The sequence below is a fragment of the Patiriisocius marinistellae genome (assembly GCF_009014635.1).
Lineage (GTDB): Bacteria > Bacteroidota > Bacteroidia > Flavobacteriales > Flavobacteriaceae > Patiriisocius > Patiriisocius marinistellae.
Map to the genome: position 1 here is coordinate 1,290,411 of NZ_BKCF01000001.1, position 15,721 is coordinate 1,306,131.

The following is a 15,721-nucleotide window of genomic DNA, read 5'->3' on the forward strand; positions in this document are numbered from 1 at the left end:
CTATGGCAAGATCGTTAAAAAAAGGACCGTACGTTCACTTCAAACTGGAGAAGAAAGTAGATCAAAATGTGGCTTCTAATAAGAAGACGGTAATCAAAACGTGGTCTAGAGCCTCTATGATTACTCCAGATTTTGTAGGGCAGACTATTGCAGTTCATAATGGGAAGCAATTTGTTCCTGTATATGTTACTGAAAATATGGTAGGGCATAAATTAGGAGAATTTTCACCAACAAGATCATTCCGTGGTCACGCAGGTGCGAAAAATAAAGGAAAAAAATAATAGGCCATGGGAGTTCGTAAAAGAGAAAGAGCAGATCAGATCAAGGAGGCAAAGAAGACACAATACTTCGCTAAATTGAATAATTGTCCTACATCACCAAGAAAAATGCGTCTAATGGCGGATTTGATTCGTGGTGAAAAGGTAGAAAAAGCACTTAATATTTTGAAGTTTAGCTCAAAAGAGTCTTCACGTCGTTTGGAAAAATTGTTACTGTCAGCAATGGCAAATTGGCAAGCTAAGAACGAAGAGGGTTCTATTGAAGAGGCTGATCTATTTGTAAAGGAAATCCGTGTAGATGGAGGAACTATGCTGAAGAGATTACGTCCAGCACCTCAGGGTCGTGCACACAGAATTAGAAAACGCTCTAACCACGTAACACTGGTATTAGCAGCAAACGATAACACACAAAGCTAAATAAATGGGACAGAAGACAAATCCAATCGGGAACCGCCTTGGAATTATCAGAGGATGGGAATCTAACTGGTACGGAGGCAATGACTACGGTGATAAATTAGCCGAAGACGACAAGATTAGAAAATATGTTCATGCTCGTTTATCTAAAGCAAGTGTGTCTAGGGTAATTATTGAGCGTACGCTTAAACTTGTAACCGTTACTATTACTACTGCAAGACCTGGTATTATTATTGGGAAAGGTGGTCAGGAAGTAGATAAGTTAAAAGAAGAGCTTAAGAAAATTACTGGTAAAGAGGTACAGATTAACATCCATGAGATCAAGAGGCCTGAGCTTGATGCGCATTTAGTAGGGGCTAGTGTTGCTAGACAAATTGAGAATAGAATCTCATATCGTCGTGCAATTAAGATGGCTATTACTGCAGCGATGCGTATGAATGCTGAAGGTATAAAAATTCAAATTTCAGGACGTTTGAATGGTGCGGAAATGGCGCGTTCAGAGTCTTATAAGGATGGTCGTATTCCTTTATCAACATTCAGAGCTGACATTGACTATGCTTTAGTTGAGGCACACACTACTTATGGTAGATTGGGTGTTAAAGTTTGGATAATGAAAGGTGAAGTATATGGAAAAAGAGAGCTTTCTCCTTTAGTTGGTTTATCTACGGGTAACAAAAAAGGAAAAGGTGATAACAAAGGACGAGGGGGCTCAAAGCCACGTCGTAGAAAGTAATTTTTTAAAGACAAAGACAAATGTTACAACCCAAAAGAACGAAGTTTCGTAAACAACAGAAGGGCCGCATGAAAGGTAATGCTGGGCGTGGTAACCAACTTTCTTATGGAACTTTTGGTATAAAATCTTTAGATTCAAATTTCTTGACAGCTCGTCAAATCGAGGCAGCACGTATTGCAGCAACACGTTTTATGAAAAGAGAAGGTTCTTTATGGATCATGATCTTTCCAGATAAACCTATAACAAAAAAGCCTCTTGAGGTTCGTATGGGTAAAGGTAAGGGTGCTGTAGAGTATTGGGCAGCTGTTGTGAAGCCAGGAAGAGTTATACTGGAGATATCTGGTGTTCCATTGGAAACTGCAAAAGAGGCGTTACGTCTTGCAGCTCAAAAACTTCCGGTTAAAACCAAGTTTGTAATTTCAAGAGATTTTCAAGCTTAAAATTTTTCAAGATGAAACAATCAGAGATAAACGAAGCATCTACAGCAGATTTGCAAACTAAACTTGCAGAGGCTAAGAAAGTGTATTCAGATTTTAAAATGGCTCATGTCATTTCACCGTTAGAGAATCCTATTCTGCTCAGAACTCACAGAAGAACTGTAGCAAGAATTTCGACAGAACTAACTAAAAGAGAAGTACAATAAGTACCAAGCTGAAAGATGGAAGAATTAAAAAGAAATTTAAGAAAAGAACGTGTAGGTGTAGTTACTAGCAATAAAATGGATAAGTCTATAGTTGTTGCCGAAGTAAAAAAAGTTAAACACCCAATGTATGGTAAGTTCGTTTTGAAAACGAAAAAATATGTTGCTCACGACGAGACAAATAACTGCAACGAAGGAGATACTGTTAAGATCATGGAAACAAGGCCTATGAGTAAAACTAAATGTTGGAGATTAGTAGAAATAATTGAAAGAGCGAAGTAAGATATGTTACAACAAGAATCAAGACTTAAAGTCGCAGACAACACAGGTGCTAAAGAGGTGCTTACTATTCGTGTATTAGGTGGAACTAAAAGAAGATATGCTTCAATTGGTGATAAAATTGTAGTTTCTGTTAAAGATGCTACCCCTAATGGACAGGTTAAAAAGGGAACTGTTTCAACTGCGGTTGTTGTTCGTACGGTAAAAGAGGTTAGGAGAGCTGATGGTTCTTATATCCGCTTTGATGATAATGCGTGTGTATTATTGAATCCACAAGGAGAAATGAGAGGTACACGTGTATTTGGACCTGTAGCAAGAGAACTTCGTGATAAACAATTCATGAAAATTGTATCATTAGCGCCAGAGGTGCTTTAATACGAAATTATAAAATGGGAAAGCTTAAATTAAAAACTGGAGATACGGTAATCGTTACTGCAGGGGATCATAAGGGTTCTGAAGGTAAGATTATGCGTGTTGTTCAGGAGAAAAACAAAGCAATCGTAGAGGGAGTTAATATGGTAAAGAAACATGAGAAACCGAGTGCGGCTAATCCTCAAGGCGGAATTACTGAAAAAGAAGCTCTAATTCATATTTCAAACTTATCATTAGTTGATTCAAAATCTGGAAAAGCGACACGAGTAGGTTACAGAATGGAAGATGGAAAAAAAGTACGATTTTCTAAACAATCGAATCAAGCAATATAGTTATGGCATATTTACCAAGACTTAAAGAAGAATATAAGAGCAGAGTGGTTTCTGCGCTTACTGATGAATTTGGTTACAAAAATGTAATGCAGGTTCCTAAACTAGAGCGCATTGTTGTGTCTCGTGGTGTAGGTGCTGCTGTAGCCGACAAAAAATTAATTGATTATTCAGTTGATGAATTAACTAACATTACAGGTCAAAGAGCTGTAGCAACTATTTCTAAAAAGGATATTGCTACGTTTAAACTTCGTAAGGGAATGCCAATTGGTGCGCGTGTTACTCTTAGGGGTGAAAGAATGTATGAGTTTTTAGATAGACTTGTTACTTCTTCTTTGCCACGTGTTCGTGACTTTAATGGAATTAAAGCTACTGGTTTTGACGGTAGAGGTAATTATTCGTTAGGAGTTACAGAGCAAATTATCTTTCCTGAAATTGATATTGATAAAGTAAAGAAAATTGAAGGTTTAAATATTACCTTTGTAACTTCTGCGGAAACAGATAAAGAAGCAAAATCATTATTAACTGAACTAGGTTTACCTTTTAAAAAGAACTAAGAGATGGCTAAAGAATCAATGAAAGCCCGCGAGGTTAAAAGACAAGCAACTGTAAAGAAATATGCTGCTAAGCGTAAAGCTTTAAAGGATGCTGGTGATTGGGAAGGTTTGCAAAAACTACCTAAAAATGCCTCTCCGGTTAGACTTCACAACCGTTGTAAGTTAACAGGAAGGCCTAAGGGGTATATGAGAACATTTGGTATTTCGCGTGTAATGTTTCGCGAAATGGCAAATCAAGGTTTAATTCCGGGAGTGCGTAAAGCATCTTGGTAAAATAAACTATAAAAATGGCGTATCAACGCCATGGCATATCTTGGTTGGTGTGTCGTGAATAAAAATTAATATGGTAGAAGGTTCTTAAGAAAACCACTATCGAAACTTCAAGAAAATGAATACAGACGTAATTGCAGATTACTTAACGAGAGTTAGAAATGCAGTAAAAGCAGGACATCGCGTTGTTGAAATTCCAGCTTCTAATCTTAAAAAAGAGATTACTAAAATCCTTTTTGACCAAGGATTTATTTTAAGTTACAAATTTGAGGATGATAAAGGACACCAAGGTGTAATCAAAATCGCACTTAAGTATGATAAGCTTACAAAAGATCCAGTTATCAAAAAAATTCAAAGAATAAGTAAACCAGGTTTACGTAAATATGCCAGCTCTAATGAGATGCCACGTATTTTGAATGGTTTGGGAATTGCTATTGTCTCAACTTCAGCAGGAGTAATGACAGGTAAGCAAGCTCAAAACCAAAATGTAGGTGGAGAGGTATTATGTTACGTATACTAATATAAAAGACAAGAAGAAATGTCAAGAATAGGTAAAAACCCGGTAGCAATTCCAGCAGACGTTACGGTTGATGTAAAAGCCAACATGATAACGGTAAAAGGGAAATTAGGAGAGTTAACTCAAGAGTACTCTGATGTTACAATTAAAGTAGAGGACGGCAATGCAATCGTTGAACGTTCAACAGATCACAAAGACCACAGAGCTAAGCATGGTTTGTATAGAGCATTGATTCACAATATGATTGAAGGTGTTTCAAAGGGATGGACTAAACAACTAGAATTAGTTGGGGTAGGTTATAGAGCTAGTAATCAAGGTCAAAAACTTGATCTTGCATTAGGTTTCTCACATAATATAGTTTTGGAAATTGCTCCAGAAGTGAAAGTTGAGACAATTTCAGAAAAAGGAAAGAATCCTATCGTTAAACTAACGTCTTTTGACAAGCAACTTGTTGGACAGGTAGCTGCGAAGATTAGAGGTTTCCGTAAGCCAGAGCCTTATAAAGGAAAAGGAGTTAAGTTTGTAGGTGAACAATTAAGAAGAAAAGCAGGTAAATCTGCATAAGATATAACGTTATGGCATTATCAAAAAACGATAGAAGACAACGCTTACGTTACAGAATACGTAAGACTGTTTCAGGAACAGAACAACGTCCGCGTTTAGCTGTTTTTAGAAGTAATAAAGAAATTTATGCTCAATTGATCGACGATGTAAGTGGTAAAACTATCACAGCAGCGTCTTCAAGAGACAAAGATATAGACGCTTCAAAAGTTAATAAAGTTGAAGCAGCAAAATTAGTTGGTAAAGCAATCGCTGAAAGAGCAACAAAGGCAGGTGTTGAAGCTGTGTCTTTTGACAGAGGTGGTTACTTATATCATGGTAGAGTTAAATCATTAGCAGAAGGTGCGCGTGAAGGTGGCCTAAAATTCTAAGTATTATGTATCAAGATTATAAAAACGTAGAATTAGTAAAGCCAGGTGGACTTGATCTGAAAGATCGTTTAGTAGGTGTACAACGTGTAACTAAGGTAACAAAGGGTGGTAGAGCATTTGGTTTTTCTGCAATTGTTGTCGTAGGTGATGAAAACGGTGTTGTAGGACAAGGATTAGGTAAATCTAAAGATGTTGCAAGTGCAATTGCTAAAGCGATTGAAGATGCAAAGAAAAATTTAGTGCGTATTCCTCTAAATAAATCAACATTACCACATGAGCAAAAAGGTAAATATGGTGGAGCAAGAGTAAATCTTTTGCCTGCTGCTCCTGGTACAGGAGTTATTGCCGGTGGAGCAGTACGTGCAGTACTTGAAGCTGTTGGAATACATGATGTACTTTCAAAGTCTCAAGGTTCCTCTAACCCGCATAATGTAGTAAAAGCTACTTTTGATGCATTATTGCAAATGAGAAGTGCACAAACTGTTGCGAAACAACGTGGTATTTCTATGGAAAAATTGTTTAAAGGATAAACAACACTAAGATGGCAAAGATAAAAGTAACAAAGGTTAAAAGTGCAATTAATCGCACTCAGAACCAAAAGAGAACGCTACAAGCATTAGGTCTTAAAAAAATAGGCCAGACTGTCGAGCATGATGACACGCCAAATATTCTTGGTATGGTAAATAAAGTACAACACTTAGTTTCTATTGAAACTAAATAAGATATCTAAAAAATGGATTTAAGTAACTTAAAACCTGCAGAAGGTTCGGTTAAAAGACAAGGTAAGCGTATAGGTCGCGGACAGGGTTCTGGTAAAGGAGGAACTGCTACACGTGGTCACAAAGGGGCAAAGTCTCGTTCTGGGTATTCTAAGAAAATAGGATTTGAAGGAGGGCAGATGCCACTGCAACGTCGTGTGCCAAAGTTTGGTTTTACAAATATTAACCGTAAAGATTATCAAGGAATTAACCTTGATAAACTTCAAGAGTTAGTAGATGATAAGAAAATTAAGGATACTATTGATTTTGATACTTTAGTAGGGCTTGGTCTTGCTAGAAAACACGAAATGGTGAAGATTTTAGGTAGAGGAGAGTTGAAGTCAAAATTAAAAGTAACAGCGCATAAATTTACTGGTACTGCTCAGAAAGCAATTGAAGCTGCTGGTGGTGAAGTAGTAACATTGTAATCTCTTTGTAAGGATGAAATTTATTGAAACCTTAAAAAATGTTTGGAAAATAGAGGAACTTCGTAATCGTATATTGGTTACGTTAGGACTTCTGTTAGTGTATCGTTTTGGTGCACAGGTAGTATTGCCAGGTATTGATGCCTCAAAACTCGCTGAATTCTCTGGTAATTTTGATGCTGGTGGAATTGGTGGTTTATTAAATGCTTTCACAGGAGGTGCATTTGCAAATGCTTCTGTTTTTGCATTGGGTATTATGCCTTATATCTCTGCTTCCATTGTGGTTCAATTGATGCAGATTGCAGTTCCTTATCTTCAGAAATTACAGAAAGAAGGAGAGAGTGGTAGAAAAAAGATTAATCAAATTACAAGGTGGTTAACTATTGGTATCTGTTTAATTCAGGCTCCTAGTTATTTATTTGGATTAGAGGCCTTAGGGGTTCCTTCTGCTGCATTTATTCTAGGTAAAACGCCAATGTTTTTTGTTTCTTCAACTATCATTTTGGTAACAGGATGTGTATTTGCAATGTGGTTAGGAGAAAAGATAACAGATAAGGGTATTGGTAACGGTATTTCAATTCTTATTATGGTGGGTATTATAGCAACTTTACCGCTATCATTTGCTCAAGAAGTTGTGTCATCATCTATTATGTTAGTTCTTATAGAATTGGTGATATGGTTTGTTATTATACTTTTATCGGTTTTATTAGTTATGGCAGTCAGAAAAATTCCTGTCCAATATGCTCGTAGAACTGCAACTGGGGAGTATGAGAAAAATATTTTTGGTGCACGTCAATTTATTCCATTGAAGTTGAATGCTTCTGGGGTGATGCCAATTATCTTTGCTCAAGCAATAATGTTTGTTCCAAGTGCATTAGCAGGTATTGGATTTATTAAGGATACTAGTTTTGGTCAATCTATGCTAGCTATTTATAGTGATATATTTGGCTTATGGTATAACGTAACGTTTGCATTATTGATTATTGTTTTTACGTATTTCTATACAGCAATTACAGTACCTACTAATAAAATGGCGGATGATTTAAAGCGTAGTGGAGGATTTATACCAGGTATCAAGCCTGGTGGTGAAACTGCAGAATATTTAGACAAAATTATGTCCCAAATAACTTTACCAGGTTCTATTTTCTTAGCATTGATTGCAATATTTCCTGCAATTGTTGTCAAGTTTCTAGGAGTTCAACAAGGTTGGGCATTATTCTTTGGTGGAACATCTTTACTTATTATGGTAGGTGTTGCTATAGATACTATGCAACAAATTAATTCATATTTATTGAATCGTCACTATGACGGATTGATGAAAAGTGGAAAGAATAGAAAAGCAGTAGCGTAACTAATATAACTATATTTGAAATGTTGGTATGACTATTGCCAATTGTAATAGCATATTAATAATTAAATTAAAATTTCAGAATGGCAAAACAACCCGCAATAGAACAAGACGGAAGCATAGTAGAAGCATTATCAAATGCAATGTTTAGAGTTGAGTTAGAAAACGGTCATATTGTTACAGCGCATATCTCAGGGAAAATGAGAATGCACTACATAAAATTATTACCAGGAGATAAAGTAAAATTAGAAATGAGTCCTTATGATTTATCTAAGGCTCGCATAACATACAGATACTAAAATGAAAGTTAGAGCATCAGTTAAGAAAAGAAGTGCCGACTGCGTTATCGTACGTAGAAAAGGTAGATTATATGTAATTAATAAAAAGAACCCTAGGTTCAAACAAAGACAAGGATAATTATGGCAAGAATCGCAGGTGTAGATATTCCTAAACAAAAAAGGGGTGTAATCGCGTTAACGTATATCTTTGGTATTGGTAGTAGCCGTGCTAAAAATATATTAGAAAAAGCTGGAGTAAGTGAAGACAAAAAAGTAAACGAATGGAACGATGATGAAATCGGAGCTATTCGTGATGCTGTTGGATCTTTCAAAATTGAAGGTGAATTACGTAGTGAAGTACAATTGAATATCAAGCGTTTGATGGATATTGGATGTTACAGAGGTATTCGTCATAGAGCTGGTCTTCCTTTGAGAGGACAACGCACTAAGAATAACTCAAGGACGAGAAAAGGAAAGCGTAAAACTGTTGCTAATAAGAAGAAAGCAACTAAATAACTAGAGATATGGCAAAGGCAAATCCAAAAGCTAAAAGCACAAAAAAACGTAAAGTTAATGTAGAGTCTGTGGGTGAAGCACATATTACTGCTTCTTTCAACAACATTATTGTTTCTTTAACAAATAAAGGTGGAGATGTTATCTCTTGGTCATCAGCTGGTAAAATGGGCTTTAGAGGATCAAAGAAAAACACCCCTTACGCAGCACAATTAGCAGCTGAAGATTGTGCGAAAGTTGCACATGAAGCTGGAATGCGTAAGTGTAAAGTATATGTAAAAGGACCGGGTAACGGTAGAGAATCTGCTATTCGTAGTATTCATAACTCTGGAATTGAGGTTTCAGAAATCATTGATGTGACTCCAATGCCACATAATGGTTGTCGTCCAGCAAAGAGACGTCGCGTTTAATTTTAATATATTTGACCCACTTTTTTTAAAAGATGGGTCTTTTTCTATTTTTTACTGTTCAATTTTGAATGGTCAAGAATTTCAATATTTACGCGGAAACGCAAAATAATTTTATTTATAAATATCAACTGAAGATTAACGGAACTAGAGGATTAACGTAAGACCTTAATTTAGTTTCACTTCAAAAACACTTAGAAATGGCAAGATATACTGGTCCAAAAACTAAAATTGCACGTAAATTCGGTGAAGCAATTTACGGAGAAGATAAATCCTTCGAAAAAAGAAATTATCCTCCAGGACAACACGGAAATAACCGTCGTCGTGGAAAAAAATCTGAATACGCAATTCAATTAGCTGAAAAGCAAAAAGCTAAATACACTTATGGTATTTTAGAAAAGCAGTTTAGAAATATGTTTAAAAGAGCAACTGCACTTCCTGGAATTACAGGTGAGGTATTGCTTCAATTAGCTGAGTCACGTCTTGATAATGTTGTTTACCGTATGGGTATCGCATCTAGCCGTCCAGCAGCAAGACAACTTGTTTCTCACCGTCATATTACTGTGAATGGTGAAAAAGTAAACATTCCATCGTATCAATTAAAACCAGGAGATGTTGTAGCTGTGAGAGAAAAGTCTAAATCACTAGAAGCTATTGAGTCTTCATTGTCCAATTCACGTAATGTATATGAGTGGATTACATGGAATACAGAAACAAAACAAGGAACATATGTATCGATTCCTCAGTTAATCCAAATTCCAGAGAACATAAACGTACAGTTTATAGTCGAATTATATTCTAAATAATAAATTATTCATATTGGTATTTAGCCAAAGGATTTATTAGACTTCTTCAAACTTTTAAATCGCGCAACTAAATAACAATTAAAACGAAGAAAAATATGGCAGTATTTAATTTTCAGAAGCCTGATAAAGTTATAATGATTAATTCTACAGATTTTGAAGGGAAATTTGAATTTCGTCCTTTAGAGCCTGGTTATGGGTTAACAATTGGTAACGCGTTAAGACGAGTGTTACTATCATCATTAGAGGGATTTGCAATCACTTCAATTCGTATAGAAGGTGTTGATCATGAGTTTTCAACAATTGCAGGTGTAGTAGAGGATGTAACAGAAATTATATTAAACCTTAAGCAAGTACGTTTTAAAAGACAAATTGATGAAATAGATAACGAGACTGTTACTATTGCTATCAATGGAGGAGACGTATTAACTGCTGGAGATTTTCAAAAATATATTTCTGGTTTTCAAGTTTTGAATCCAGATTTAGTTATCTGTAATATGGATGCTAAAGTGAATCTTAACCTAGAAATCACTATAGAAAAAGGTAGAGGATATGTTCCTGCAGAAGAGAATAAAAAAGCAAATGCCCCAATGGGTACTATCTTTACAGATTCTATCTACACGCCAATAAAAAATGTTAAGTACAGTATTGAAAACTTTCGTGTTGAGCAAAAAACAGATTACGAAAAATTAGTTTTCGAAATTCAAACAGACGGGTCAATTCATCCAAAGGATGCATTAACTGAAGCTGCAAAAACTTTGATTCACCACTTTATGTTATTCTCTGATGAGCGTATTACTTTAGAGGCTGATGAGATAGCGCAAACTGAAACATATGATGAAGAGTCATTACATATGCGTCAGTTACTTAAAACTAAGTTAGTTGATATGGACCTTAGTGTTCGTGCACTTAACTGTTTGAAAGCTGCGGAGGTTGATACATTAGGAGATCTTGTTTCTTTTAATAAAAATGATTTGATGAAGTTTAGAAATTTCGGTAAAAAATCATTAACCGAGCTTGAAGAGCTTGTTAATGTAAAAGGACTGAATTTTGGGATGGATCTTTCAAAATACAAATTAGATAAAGACTAGTTAAATTTAGTGTGCGATTAAAAGCTTTTGTTTATTTTCGCGCACCAAAGTTTAATATAACTTTTCAATAATTAAATTTAATCCATCATAATTTGCTCTTCGGAAATTTCCGAATATGGTAGCAAGATGATGACAACTAAAATGTCATGAGACACGGAAAAAAAGTAAATCACTTAGGAAGAAAAACAGCGCACAGAAAGTCAATGTTGGCGAATATGGCCTGTTCCCTAATTGAACACAAAAGAATTAACACTACTGTTGCAAAAGCAAAAGCACTTAAAGGTTTTGTTGAGCCGTTAATTACTAAGTCTAAAGAAGACACTACGCACAATCGCCGTTTAGTAATGGCAAAAATGAGACAAAAAGATGCGGTGACTGAACTTTTTAGAGAAGTAGCTGTAAAAGTAGGTGATCGTCCAGGTGGATATACACGTATCATTAAACTTGGTAATCGTTTAGGTGATAATGCTGATATGGCAATGATCGAGCTTGTAGATTATAATACTATTTACAATGCAGGAAAAGCTACAAAAACTAAATCTACACGTCGTAGCCGTCGTGGAGGTTCAAAATCAGCAGCTCCAGCCGTAGCAACAAAAGCTACTAAAGAAGAAGAATAAATGAGGAATCGTTTATAAAATATAAAGGGATAAACATTTAATGTTTATCCCTTTTTTTATATGACAGTGTTTTATAATACTACATTGTTTAAAAGTTCTAAAAACTGAATTATCATAATAATTACAATTCAATTATTTTTGTTAAACTCTTTTTGAAAAAAAATTATGAAATACCAAACAAGAAAGAAAGCGCTTATTTTACTTGCAGATGGAACCATATTTTACGGTAAAGCCGTAGGAGGGAAAGAAGGTTCTTCTTTTGGTGAAGTTTGTTTTAATACAGGGATGACTGGGTATCAAGAAATTTTTACAGATCCATCTTATTTTGGGCAATTAATGGTGACTACTAATGCGCATATAGGAAATTATGGAGTTAACCATGAGGAAATTGAAAGTGAAGGAATTAAAATTTCTGGACTTATATGTCGAAATTTTAGTTATCATTATTCTCGTGATTTGGCAGATGATTCTTTAGAGAATTTCTTAGATCAAAATAATTTACTTGCTATAAGCGATGTTGACACGCGTGCCTTAGTAAGTTACATTAGAGATCATGGTGCAATGAACGCGGTTATTTCTACAGAGGTTGATAATATCGATGGACTTAAAAAACAACTTGCTGCTGTTCCAGACATGAATGGATTAGAGCTAGCAAGTAAAGTTTCAACAAATGAACCTTATTTCTTCGGAAATGAGAATGCCTCATTTAAAGTCTCCGCATTAGACATTGGTATTAAGAAAAATATTTTACGAAATCTTGCCGAAAGGGATTGTTACATCAAAGTATTTCCATACAACGCATCTTTTGAAGATATGAAAAATTTTAACCCAGACGGATACTTTTTGTCAAATGGTCCTGGAGATCCAGAGCCATTAACACAGGCAATAGAGACTACTAAAAAAATTATAGAAACCGGAATGCCATTGTTTGGTATTTGTTTGGGGCATCAAGTATTAGCATTAGCTAATGGAATCTCAACTTATAAAATGCACCATGGGCATAGAGGGATTAATCATCCTATCAAAAATTTATTAACTGGAAAAGGAGAGATTACATCTCAAAATCATGGTTTTGCAATTAATAGAGAAGAAGCTGAAGCTCATGCAGATGTTGAGATTACACATGTACACCTTAATGATCACACGGCTGCAGGAATACGTATGAAATCAAAACCAGTATTTTCAGTTCAATACCATCCAGAAGCTAGCCCAGGACCACACGATGCTTCTTATTTATTTGACCAGTTTTTAGATAACATTAAAAAGTCGGCAGCAGTTACTAATTAATTATAGCACACATTTCCGAAGAGAATTTTTTTTAATAAACCATTAATAGTTACATCATGAGCAGTATCATTGACATTAAAGCAAGACAAATTTTTGATTCAAGAGGAAACCCTACGGTTGAAGTAGATGTAATTACAGAACTTGGATACATTGGGCGAGCTGCGGTGCCTTCTGGAGCATCAACGGGAGAACATGAAGCAGTTGAGTTGCGTGATGGTGGAAAAGACTATATGGGTAAAGGAGTTTTAAAAGCCGTCGAAAATGTTAATGGAAAGATTGCGGGTACATTGCTTGGAGTTTCAGTTTTTGAACAAGCTGAAATTGATCAAATTATGATTGAGCTTGATGGAACAAAAAATAAATCAAAACTTGGCGCAAATGCTATTTTAGGCGTTTCTCTTGCGTGTGCAAAAGCTGCAGCAAATGAATTGGGTTTACCATTATTTCGTTATGTTGGAGGTGTTAGTGCATTAACACTACCATTGCCAATGATGAATATTATCAATGGAGGTTCGCATAGTGACGCACCAATCGCTTTTCAAGAATTTATGGTAATGCCAGTAAAGGCAAAGAACTTTACTGAAGCTATGAAAATGGGTTCTGAAATTTTTCATAACCTTAAAAAAGTACTTCATGATAGAAATTTAAGTACTGCTGTAGGTGATGAAGGAGGTTTTGCTCCTACACTTGACGGTACTGAAGATGCGTTAGATACTATCAAAAAGGCTGTTGAGAATGCGGGATATAGTTTTGGTGACGAAATTATGATAGCATTAGACTGTGCAGCAGCAGAATTTTATGTGGATGGTAAATACGACTACTCAAAATTTGAAGGTAAATCTGGAAAAGTAAGAACTAGCAAGGAGCAAGCAGATTATCTGGCCGACCTTTCAGAAAAATACCCAATAATCTCTATTGAAGATGGAATGGATGAGAACGATTGGGAAGGATGGAATTATTTAACACAACAAATAGGGGATAAGGTGCAGTTAGTGGGTGACGATTTATTTGTGACAAATGTAGATCGTTTATCTAGAGGTATTGATGAAGGTACAGCAAATTCTATACTTATTAAAGTTAATCAAATAGGTACTTTAACCGAAACTATCGCAGCTGTTAATATGGCTCATAACGCAGGATATACATCAGTTATGTCTCATAGAAGTGGAGAAACTGAAGATAATACCATTGCAGATTTAGCTGTTGCATTAAATTGTGGACAGATTAAAACTGGTTCTGCCTCTCGTAGTGATCGTATGGCAAAATATAACCAATTATTACGTATTGAGGAACAACTTGCAAATGTGGCTTATTTTCCTGGATTGAAAGCGTTTAAAATTTAGGAAGTAGCTATTTAGGCAAAATTTTAAAGGCTATCCTTATAAGGATAGCCTTTAAAATTCATGGTGTTTATAACTTCAGGAAATAGGAGCAATAATTTAAGGTTTATTTAACCAAACCAAAATGTAAAATGTTAAATAAATTAAGCGAGTTTTTGTACTTTAGCATTTCGCAAAAAATTCAAAAAATAAAGTAAAGATATATGGCAAAGACTGCTACATTAGAGATTGATGGTAAGAAGTATGAGTTTCCTTTAATTACAGGAACTGAAAATGAAACGGCAATTGATATTAAAACACTTCGTGGAGTAACAGGCGGAGTAACAACGATAGATCCAGGGTTTAAAAATACAGGATCTTGCGAGAGTGCTATTACGTTTTTAAATGGTGAAGAAGGGATTTTAAGATATAGAGGGTATTCTATTGAACAACTTGCTGATAAGGCAGATTTCCTTGAAGTTGCTTATTTATTGATTTTTGGTGAGTTACCCACAAAGCAACAACTAGAAAAATTTCATGCAGATATAAAAGAACAATCTCATGTAGATGAAGATGTAAAGAAAATTTTAGACGGTTTCCCTAAATCTGCACATCCTATGGGTGTGTTGTCTTCATTAACGTCTGCACTTGTAGCCTTTAATCCTACCTCTGTAAATGTTGACAGTGAAGAGGAAATGTACAATGCTATTGTTAAGATAATGGGTAAATTTCCTGTTTTAACAGCTTGGGCACATAGAAAACGCGCAGGACTTCCTTTGGATTATGGAAATAATAACTTAGGATACGTGGAAAACTTCCATAAAATGATGTTCCACCGTCCTAACAGAGAATATTCTGTAGATAAAAAAGTTGTGGATGCGATAGATAAATTATTGATACTACATGCAGACCACGAGCAAAACTGCTCTACTTCAACAGTAAGAATTGTAGGTTCGTCACATGCTGGTCTTTTTGTTAGTATTTCAGCAGGTATTGCTGCACTTTGGGGTCCTCTTCATGGAGGAGCAAATCAAGCGGTTATTGAAATGCTTGAGGAGATTAAAGAAGATGGAGGAGACACTCATAAATTTATGGAAAAAGCGAAAGATAAAGAAGATCCTTTTCGCTTAATGGGCTTTGGGCATAGAGTATATAAAAACTTTGACCCTCGTGCTAAAATAATTAAAGTAGCAGCTGATGATGTTTTGTCTAGTTTAGGAATTGATGATCCAGTTCTTGATATTGCAAAAGGTCTTGAAAAAGAAGCGTTAGAGGATAGTTACTTTGTTGACAGAAAACTATATCCTAATGTTGATTTTTACTCAGGTATTATTTATCGTGCTTTGGGGATTCCAGTAGAGATGTTCACGCCTATGTTTGCACTAGGTCGTTTGCCAGGTTGGATTGCTCAATGGCGAGAAATGCGTCTTCAAAAAGAGCCTATAGGACGTCCTAGACAAGTTTATACCGGAGAAACTTTTAGAGAGTTTATTCCAGTAGAAAAAAGATAGTTTTTCGCAAAGCGGAAATTTTAAAAGCACCTCAAATTGA

Annotated in this window: 27 protein-coding genes; all 27 read left to right on the top strand. The window is 35.5% G+C overall.

Annotated elements, in window-relative coordinates:
* Positions 1-2: 2 nt before the first annotated feature.
* The 27 genes from rpsS to GB234_RS05825 all read left to right on the top strand — a co-directional run bounded on the left by rpsS (position 3) and on the right by GB234_RS05825 (position 15,681).
* A complete protein-coding gene (gene rpsS / locus GB234_RS05695) occupies positions 3-281 on the top strand; it encodes a 30S ribosomal protein S19 (RefSeq protein ID WP_151893539.1) in 279 nt (92 codons plus the stop codon).
* Between the two features lie 6 nt (positions 282-287).
* Positions 288-695 carry a 50S ribosomal protein L22 gene (gene rplV / locus GB234_RS05700; RefSeq protein WP_151893540.1) on the top strand — a complete coding sequence of 136 codons (408 nt, stop codon included), beginning with the start codon at positions 288-290 and terminating at the stop codon, positions 693-695.
* Positions 696-699: 4 nt separating this feature from the next.
* Entirely contained in the window at positions 700-1,425 is a 726-nt protein-coding gene (rpsC, locus tag GB234_RS05705; protein WP_151893541.1) for a 30S ribosomal protein S3, read from the top strand.
* Positions 1,426-1,445: 20 nt separating this feature from the next.
* Entirely contained in the window at positions 1,446-1,865 is a 420-nt protein-coding gene (rplP, locus tag GB234_RS05710; RefSeq protein ID WP_151893542.1) for a 50S ribosomal protein L16, read from the top strand.
* An 11-nt stretch (positions 1,866-1,876) separates the two neighbouring features.
* Positions 1,877-2,068, top strand: coding sequence for a 50S ribosomal protein L29 (gene rpmC, locus GB234_RS05715; protein ID WP_151893543.1), 192 nt, complete (start codon positions 1,877-1,879; stop codon positions 2,066-2,068).
* Positions 2,069-2,083: 15 nt separating this feature from the next.
* On the top strand, positions 2,084-2,347 hold the full coding sequence (gene rpsQ / locus GB234_RS05720; RefSeq protein ID WP_151675189.1) for a 30S ribosomal protein S17: 264 nt from the start codon (positions 2,084-2,086) through the stop codon (positions 2,345-2,347).
* Between the two features lie 3 nt (positions 2,348-2,350).
* Positions 2,351-2,719 (top strand): 50S ribosomal protein L14, encoded by a 369-nt coding sequence (rplN, locus tag GB234_RS05725; RefSeq protein ID WP_151893544.1) that lies wholly within the window; start codon positions 2,351-2,353, stop codon positions 2,717-2,719.
* 14 nt (positions 2,720-2,733) lie between these two features.
* Positions 2,734-3,048: a 50S ribosomal protein L24 gene (gene rplX, locus GB234_RS05730; protein WP_151893545.1), complete on the top strand. Its 315-nt coding sequence runs from the start codon at positions 2,734-2,736 to the stop codon at positions 3,046-3,048.
* Positions 3,049-3,050: 2 nt separating this feature from the next.
* The gene (rplE, locus tag GB234_RS05735; RefSeq protein ID WP_151893546.1) at positions 3,051-3,602 is read left to right on the top strand and encodes a 50S ribosomal protein L5; all 552 of its coding nucleotides are present in this window, start codon (positions 3,051-3,053) and stop codon (positions 3,600-3,602) included.
* A 3-nt stretch (positions 3,603-3,605) separates the two neighbouring features.
* Positions 3,606-3,875, top strand: a complete 270-nt coding sequence (rpsN, locus tag GB234_RS05740; protein WP_151893547.1) for a 30S ribosomal protein S14 — start codon at positions 3,606-3,608, stop codon at positions 3,873-3,875.
* Between the two features lie 115 nt (positions 3,876-3,990).
* The gene (gene rpsH / locus GB234_RS05745; RefSeq protein ID WP_151893548.1) at positions 3,991-4,392 is read left to right on the top strand and encodes a 30S ribosomal protein S8; all 402 of its coding nucleotides are present in this window, start codon (positions 3,991-3,993) and stop codon (positions 4,390-4,392) included.
* 18 nt (positions 4,393-4,410) lie between these two features.
* Positions 4,411-4,953 (top strand): 50S ribosomal protein L6, encoded by a 543-nt coding sequence (gene rplF / locus GB234_RS05750; protein WP_151893549.1) that lies wholly within the window; start codon positions 4,411-4,413, stop codon positions 4,951-4,953.
* 11 nt (positions 4,954-4,964) lie between these two features.
* Positions 4,965-5,321, top strand: a complete 357-nt coding sequence (gene rplR, locus GB234_RS05755) for a 50S ribosomal protein L18 (RefSeq protein ID WP_151893550.1) — start codon at positions 4,965-4,967, stop codon at positions 5,319-5,321.
* Between the two features lie 5 nt (positions 5,322-5,326).
* The gene (gene rpsE / locus GB234_RS05760) at positions 5,327-5,851 is read left to right on the top strand and encodes a 30S ribosomal protein S5 (RefSeq protein WP_151893551.1); all 525 of its coding nucleotides are present in this window, start codon (positions 5,327-5,329) and stop codon (positions 5,849-5,851) included.
* An 11-nt stretch (positions 5,852-5,862) separates the two neighbouring features.
* Entirely contained in the window at positions 5,863-6,042 is a 180-nt protein-coding gene (gene rpmD / locus GB234_RS05765; RefSeq protein ID WP_151893552.1) for a 50S ribosomal protein L30, read from the top strand.
* Positions 6,043-6,054: 12 nt separating this feature from the next.
* The gene (rplO, locus tag GB234_RS05770) at positions 6,055-6,507 is read left to right on the top strand and encodes a 50S ribosomal protein L15 (RefSeq protein ID WP_151893553.1); all 453 of its coding nucleotides are present in this window, start codon (positions 6,055-6,057) and stop codon (positions 6,505-6,507) included.
* A 13-nt stretch (positions 6,508-6,520) separates the two neighbouring features.
* Entirely contained in the window at positions 6,521-7,855 is a 1,335-nt protein-coding gene (gene secY, locus GB234_RS05775; protein WP_151893554.1) for a preprotein translocase subunit SecY, read from the top strand.
* 80 nt (positions 7,856-7,935) lie between these two features.
* Positions 7,936-8,151 (top strand): translation initiation factor IF-1, encoded by a 216-nt coding sequence (infA, locus tag GB234_RS05780; protein WP_151893555.1) that lies wholly within the window; start codon positions 7,936-7,938, stop codon positions 8,149-8,151.
* 1 nt (position 8,152) lies between these two features.
* Positions 8,153-8,269: a type B 50S ribosomal protein L36 gene (gene ykgO, locus GB234_RS05785; protein ID WP_114676954.1), complete on the top strand. Its 117-nt coding sequence runs from the start codon at positions 8,153-8,155 to the stop codon at positions 8,267-8,269.
* Between the two features lie 2 nt (positions 8,270-8,271).
* Positions 8,272-8,646: a 30S ribosomal protein S13 gene (rpsM, locus tag GB234_RS05790; protein ID WP_151893556.1), complete on the top strand. Its 375-nt coding sequence runs from the start codon at positions 8,272-8,274 to the stop codon at positions 8,644-8,646.
* Between the two features lie 8 nt (positions 8,647-8,654).
* On the top strand, positions 8,655-9,053 hold the full coding sequence (rpsK, locus tag GB234_RS05795; protein WP_151893557.1) for a 30S ribosomal protein S11: 399 nt from the start codon (positions 8,655-8,657) through the stop codon (positions 9,051-9,053).
* Between the two features lie 197 nt (positions 9,054-9,250).
* Positions 9,251-9,856, top strand: a complete 606-nt coding sequence (gene rpsD / locus GB234_RS05800; protein ID WP_151893558.1) for a 30S ribosomal protein S4 — start codon at positions 9,251-9,253, stop codon at positions 9,854-9,856.
* A 95-nt stretch (positions 9,857-9,951) separates the two neighbouring features.
* Positions 9,952-10,944, top strand: coding sequence for a DNA-directed RNA polymerase subunit alpha (locus GB234_RS05805; protein WP_151893559.1), 993 nt, complete (start codon positions 9,952-9,954; stop codon positions 10,942-10,944).
* Positions 10,945-11,090: 146 nt separating this feature from the next.
* On the top strand, positions 11,091-11,564 hold the full coding sequence (rplQ, locus tag GB234_RS05810) for a 50S ribosomal protein L17 (protein WP_151893560.1): 474 nt from the start codon (positions 11,091-11,093) through the stop codon (positions 11,562-11,564).
* A 165-nt stretch (positions 11,565-11,729) separates the two neighbouring features.
* Positions 11,730-12,851 (top strand): glutamine-hydrolyzing carbamoyl-phosphate synthase small subunit, encoded by a 1,122-nt coding sequence (gene carA, locus GB234_RS05815; protein WP_151893561.1) that lies wholly within the window; start codon positions 11,730-11,732, stop codon positions 12,849-12,851.
* A gap of 56 nt (positions 12,852-12,907) precedes the next feature.
* Positions 12,908-14,194: a phosphopyruvate hydratase gene (gene eno, locus GB234_RS05820; RefSeq protein WP_151893562.1), complete on the top strand. Its 1,287-nt coding sequence runs from the start codon at positions 12,908-12,910 to the stop codon at positions 14,192-14,194.
* A 200-nt stretch (positions 14,195-14,394) separates the two neighbouring features.
* The gene (locus GB234_RS05825) at positions 14,395-15,681 is read left to right on the top strand and encodes a citrate synthase (RefSeq protein WP_151893563.1); all 1,287 of its coding nucleotides are present in this window, start codon (positions 14,395-14,397) and stop codon (positions 15,679-15,681) included.
* Positions 15,682-15,721: the final 40 nt, after the last annotated feature.

Excerpts from the sequence above, each read along its gene's own strand:
- rplR (WP_151893550.1), top strand. The coding sequence starts at position 4,965 with ATGGCATTATCAAAAAACGATAGAAGACAACGCTTACGTTACAGAATA.
- rpsD (WP_151893558.1), top strand. The coding sequence starts at position 9,251 with ATGGCAAGATATACTGGTCCAAAAACTAAAATTGCACGTAAATTCGGT.
- rpmC (WP_151893543.1), top strand. The coding sequence starts at position 1,877 with ATGAAACAATCAGAGATAAACGAAGCATCTACAGCAGATTTGCAAACT.
- carA (WP_151893561.1), top strand. The coding sequence starts at position 11,730 with ATGAAATACCAAACAAGAAAGAAAGCGCTTATTTTACTTGCAGATGGA.
- rpsH (WP_151893548.1), top strand. The coding sequence starts at position 3,991 with ATGAATACAGACGTAATTGCAGATTACTTAACGAGAGTTAGAAATGCA.
- eno (WP_151893562.1), top strand. The coding sequence starts at position 12,908 with ATGAGCAGTATCATTGACATTAAAGCAAGACAAATTTTTGATTCAAGA.
- rplE (WP_151893546.1), top strand. The coding sequence starts at position 3,051 with ATGGCATATTTACCAAGACTTAAAGAAGAATATAAGAGCAGAGTGGTT.
- rpsC (WP_151893541.1), top strand. The coding sequence starts at position 700 with ATGGGACAGAAGACAAATCCAATCGGGAACCGCCTTGGAATTATCAGA.
- rpsM (WP_151893556.1), top strand. The coding sequence starts at position 8,272 with ATGGCAAGAATCGCAGGTGTAGATATTCCTAAACAAAAAAGGGGTGTA.
- ykgO (WP_114676954.1), top strand. The coding sequence starts at position 8,153 with ATGAAAGTTAGAGCATCAGTTAAGAAAAGAAGTGCCGACTGCGTTATC.
- rplV (WP_151893540.1), top strand. The coding sequence starts at position 288 with ATGGGAGTTCGTAAAAGAGAAAGAGCAGATCAGATCAAGGAGGCAAAG.
- rplO (WP_151893553.1), top strand. The coding sequence starts at position 6,055 with ATGGATTTAAGTAACTTAAAACCTGCAGAAGGTTCGGTTAAAAGACAA.
- GB234_RS05825 (WP_151893563.1), top strand. The coding sequence starts at position 14,395 with ATGGCAAAGACTGCTACATTAGAGATTGATGGTAAGAAGTATGAGTTT.
- rpsE (WP_151893551.1), top strand. The coding sequence starts at position 5,327 with ATGTATCAAGATTATAAAAACGTAGAATTAGTAAAGCCAGGTGGACTT.
- rplN (WP_151893544.1), top strand. The coding sequence starts at position 2,351 with ATGTTACAACAAGAATCAAGACTTAAAGTCGCAGACAACACAGGTGCT.
- rpsS (WP_151893539.1), top strand. The coding sequence starts at position 3 with ATGGCAAGATCGTTAAAAAAAGGACCGTACGTTCACTTCAAACTGGAG.
- rplX (WP_151893545.1), top strand. The coding sequence starts at position 2,734 with ATGGGAAAGCTTAAATTAAAAACTGGAGATACGGTAATCGTTACTGCA.
- rpmD (WP_151893552.1), top strand. The coding sequence starts at position 5,863 with ATGGCAAAGATAAAAGTAACAAAGGTTAAAAGTGCAATTAATCGCACT.
- rplQ (WP_151893560.1), top strand. The coding sequence starts at position 11,091 with ATGAGACACGGAAAAAAAGTAAATCACTTAGGAAGAAAAACAGCGCAC.
- rpsK (WP_151893557.1), top strand. The coding sequence starts at position 8,655 with ATGGCAAAGGCAAATCCAAAAGCTAAAAGCACAAAAAAACGTAAAGTT.
- infA (WP_151893555.1), top strand. The coding sequence starts at position 7,936 with ATGGCAAAACAACCCGCAATAGAACAAGACGGAAGCATAGTAGAAGCA.
- rpsN (WP_151893547.1), top strand. The coding sequence starts at position 3,606 with ATGGCTAAAGAATCAATGAAAGCCCGCGAGGTTAAAAGACAAGCAACT.
- secY (WP_151893554.1), top strand. The coding sequence starts at position 6,521 with ATGAAATTTATTGAAACCTTAAAAAATGTTTGGAAAATAGAGGAACTT.
- rplF (WP_151893549.1), top strand. The coding sequence starts at position 4,411 with ATGTCAAGAATAGGTAAAAACCCGGTAGCAATTCCAGCAGACGTTACG.
- GB234_RS05805 (WP_151893559.1), top strand. The coding sequence starts at position 9,952 with ATGGCAGTATTTAATTTTCAGAAGCCTGATAAAGTTATAATGATTAAT.
- rplP (WP_151893542.1), top strand. The coding sequence starts at position 1,446 with ATGTTACAACCCAAAAGAACGAAGTTTCGTAAACAACAGAAGGGCCGC.
- rpsQ (WP_151675189.1), top strand. The coding sequence starts at position 2,084 with ATGGAAGAATTAAAAAGAAATTTAAGAAAAGAACGTGTAGGTGTAGTT.